General features: G+C 38.9%; 5 protein-coding genes. All 5 read left to right on the forward strand.

Annotated elements, in window-relative coordinates:
- Positions 1-668, forward strand: a 668-nt coding sequence (locus BIZ39_RS20485; RefSeq protein WP_187447915.1) for a hypothetical protein, incomplete at its 5' end; no start/stop codon positions are given.
- Positions 668-1048, forward strand: a complete 381-nt coding sequence (locus BIZ39_RS20490) for a hypothetical protein (RefSeq protein WP_187447916.1) — start codon at positions 668-670, stop codon at positions 1046-1048. The genes BIZ39_RS20485 and BIZ39_RS20490, both read left to right, overlap by 1 nt.
- A 297-nt stretch (positions 1049-1345) precedes the next feature.
- A complete protein-coding gene (locus tag BIZ39_RS20495; RefSeq protein WP_187447917.1) occupies positions 1346-1816 on the forward strand; it encodes a hypothetical protein in 471 nt (156 codons plus the stop codon).
- 2 nt (positions 1817-1818) lie between these two features.
- Positions 1819-2313 carry a hypothetical protein gene (locus BIZ39_RS20500; RefSeq protein ID WP_187447918.1) on the forward strand — a complete coding sequence of 165 codons (495 nt, stop codon included), beginning with the start codon at positions 1819-1821 and terminating at the stop codon, positions 2311-2313.
- Positions 2314-2707: 394 nt separating this feature from the next.
- Positions 2708-3373, forward strand: a complete 666-nt coding sequence (locus BIZ39_RS20505) for a PEP-CTERM sorting domain-containing protein (RefSeq protein WP_187447919.1) — start codon at positions 2708-2710, stop codon at positions 3371-3373.
- The last annotated feature ends 717 nt before the right edge of the window (positions 3374-4090 follow it).

The raw sequence follows: 4090 nt of genomic DNA on the forward strand, positions 1-4090 counted from the left end.
CGCCTCATGCTCAATACACATTATCCATAGAAGACAGCCAATGTGCTGTACTGCCTCAGGTCGTTGGTCTTCATTTCACAAACATGGCTATTTCAAGAGATAAAAAAATAGATGACAGCCATGTAGGATATATAGACCCCGGCACACACAGTTGTGGGGTAGCGTGTATCACAGACGGAACTTACAACTCTCTACGAAGTGCCAATGAAAAAAGTAAAGGTGCTGATGCGGGTCTTCACAAATTAGCAATGTGTATTAAAGATGAGCTCAAAACAGCCTATGACTACGATGCGGAACAGATTGAGATTTTAAAAGCGTTTCGTAAAGGCTACATACAGTTGCACGGCGAGAAACAAACGAAAATTAATTTAAAGGATGTCACTGAAAGACATGTCCATCGTGTCTACAGCGGAGTTATTGAGGAGATGATGGAAAAATGGAAAGGTGGAAAAACAATGACTGTTCATGTCAGTTCTGGAGGGGGAGAATATCTCATTGACTACGTCAAAAAGTTTTTTCCCCATGCTACTTTAATGCGAAAAAGCTCAAAAACATCTTCAACACCAGATCCGATTTATGACGTCGTCAAAGGTTATGCAATTTTTGGAAAAGCAAAATTCAAGGACAACGTCACTCCTTTAACAACAAAGAAAAGTGAAACAGCATAATGATTGAACGGTATTACATAAGCTTAAACCAGGGAAAGCACCAAGATGCAGTCATTTCTTCATTATTCAAAAAATACGGAAATGGCAGAAATTTTCAGGATTTTACTAAAGACATTCTCTTTGAAATTGGTTTATTGACCTTCCGAGGCGATGATAACGGTTTACTGTCGCTTTCACCAATTCAAGTACATGAGAAAGAAACAGTAAAACAGAGAAAAAGAGTAAGAAAACAAAAAGGTAAAAGAGAAGAAGGACTCAGTAATAGAACAAGTGGTGCAAAAGAGGATAACGGTAATAACGAATTAACCGACACTGCGCCACCTGACGAAGAAGGAGATGTATCGTCAGATGACGTTTTAAATGTGGGGAATTTTGGATAAGGCTCAGTATCCCGTACGAATGTTGTCAAAGGTTTGGACTGAATCGTAGAGACTATAAACCCCAATCAAAAACATACAGCATGCGCCTAGTGTAAATTTATCAATGCCTTCAAAAGTGATAGGTGATATACCACTCGAAAAGTTGAATAGTTCATAAGCCGACCAGAGACAAAACATCGATATTGCAAGCGCGGAAAAAAAGTGGACATATAAGAATGTAGTAGCATTCATTGTTTTTCGTATAACTTGAAACATAACGAGCTCCTTTTATATTTAATGTAGAGTGTATTAACTAAAATGGCTGATTTAGAAAAAAAATCCTTTAACTTTGATAAATTATTCAAAATGGCCCACCAGGACTCGGCCTCAAATACTCCCTGCTTATTTACGACTAAAAAAAGGTTAATTCATAAGCCTAACCCCACGAGTTCAATGCTGATTTACAATAATGGTTTATCCGAAGGCGAATGCGTTGTTGATGAATGTTTGTTATCAATACACGGCTGGTTAACTCCAGATGGTGAATTATTCAGTTGCAGGTGGCAGCAACACACTAAAGCAGTTAATTTTTTTGGTTTTGACACGGAACGTGATGCAATAGTGGCGGGCTATATAAAACTGAGTAATATGAAGTGGCAGCTTGGGAGGCAATACAGACATAGTAGTGTTACCGAAGCACAGATAAAAACAATAGACTTGTGGCATGAGAGAAACAAACTTAGTCGCGAGTACTTTTTAAATGACTTGGGGAAAAAAGGCAAAGAGTGACGATGAATCTTTCAAAGCGAGGAGTAATCTATGTTGATTATCCTGTTTCAGAGAAACATGTAACACCGTATAGAAGTGTCTTAAGCCTTTGCTCTAAGCAACATAAAGGAGGGCAATTAACGCTATCTTACACCGACGCTTTTAAGATGGGATATGCAGGTGTTATAGATCGCTCAGAGCAATTAAAAGAAACTGATAAAGAGATAGTTGCCGTAGAGAGATATATTTATAGCTTAGACGAACATGATCACTCAGCCGACGATATTGAGTTTCTAAGAGCAGAGAAGTACTTTGTACGAGCTTGTGAAAAGCTTGACTATGAATGCATATATGTTGTCGGTAAATTTCTTATTACACAGCCAATCGTGTTTACCAAAAAAGCTATAGCTGAGGATCTTAAGCATATATGTGAGCAAATAGAATGGTCGGATTCATGCAGTTTAGACGATATAAGAAATACTCTGTATGAATTGAAGAGGCATGTTTTTAATTATTAATTCAGTTGGATTGGTCGTCATTTAATCTGACAGATCAGATAACAGAGTGGTATCAATTCTGACAGCCTCTTGCGTACGTATCCCGGACTGTCAATTTTCCTGCATATATGTTAATCAGTCGTTAGACAATAGCTTTGGTTTCATTCCATAGTATGGTTATGATGCGCCTACTGAACTAGTGGCGATTCAAACAATCATATAGCGAAGTTAGGTTTCGGTCCCTACGTATCTGTCAGATTTCTTTACATATCAATTGTTAGGCTATTAAAAGTTGTTTTAAAACAACATCTTGATTTTTGGTGTGGAGTTTGCATCATTTAGAAAAAGTCAGCTTTTAAGACTGACATAAAATAATCACACCAATTCGTAACTAACATATTAAAAGGAGCTTAACGTGGTGAAAAATTGGACTGTTGTCATTCTTCGCGTTATTTGTATTATCCTAATGGGTACTTCACAATGGGTCAATGCCGCCCTTATTGACGTTACCTATCACGATGCTGATGGTCCCCAGTGGACAGGTGTTGTAGACACAACGACTGACTTACTCACTATAGCGAGTTGGACTGAAGGTGTAGGGGGCGTCTATGATTATTGGACACCTCAAGATCCTACTTCATTGATATTCCAAGCGATTGACCTTGGTACAGCCTCAAACGTATATGTTTCAGCATCTTCCCTTACTTCTTATGACGTACCCGATAACTGGGATGGTACAATTTTTAGTGGTTGGGGCTTTCTCTCTACTCAAGGAAAACAAGATATTGCTTGGAACGAAGGCATTTTCAGCGGTAATAATTCTAGGTTGGGCTGGGGGTTAGCGCAAACCAATGCTGGCTTATTTAATCCTACAGACTTTGCAACTGAGAATTTCTTTTCTTTCACTCCATACAGCTCCACCGCAAATAGGGTGTCATCAATAGGCGGGCCGAATGATTTTATTTCAATTGTGCCGAGAGTTGATGTCACTACACCAGATTCAACTGAGGTTCCAGAGCCAGCTACTCTTACCTTTTTCGGCTTGACTCTTCTGGCAATGCGTCGATTCAGAAGAAGTTAAACACAGTATATTTTGCCAAGCGGTATTTAAGTGCCCCAATAGTTGGAATATCCAATTACTGTGGGTCACTTAAATACGGGGCTTTTATTTTTCCATATCTGAGAATCAATGTACGAAGAGGATTTTTAATAAACGTAGTTCCTGCTGGCCTTCCGGTGTACCCTCAATTTCTTCTATAGCGGCCTTGGCTTTTAGGCTATTACGTTCAGCCAGTTCTTCAGGTGACGGTGGTTAGGATTTGCAGGAGCCGACTGACAGAGTGACGGCAATTGGAAAACGGTTTTCATCCTTTTGTACATCATAAATTCTTTGTTTGTTATTTTGACTAGGTCAGTCATCTCACGGAGGATAAGTTTGGTAAAAATGGGAGATAAGGCGTGGAGTCGTCACATGACGAAGAGGTTGGTCCTCTAAAATCCCTCTTCAACACGCTTTGATATATCTTACCTTAGTGATTAAAGTGAAGTGCCAAGCTTTATTGGCTCGCATTTTTATGTGTTGTTAAGGAGCTGAATCGATGATAATGCAGCCATAGAGTGCAAAGGTGCCTTGAGCATTTGTTCTTTTTATGAAGCCGCCTGTCAGATGACATCTCAATCTACGCCTGAAAGTGTAAGGTCAGATATGTTATGAATCCCTAAAAGTGTAACAATTACTTGATGCTCTAAAATACCTGTTTATACTGATTATTAATACAGGTATAAAGTAATAGTTATG

Source organism: Alteromonas sp. BZK5 (assembly GCF_014349115.1).
GTDB lineage: Bacteria > Pseudomonadota > Gammaproteobacteria > Enterobacterales > Alteromonadaceae > Alteromonas > Alteromonas macleodii.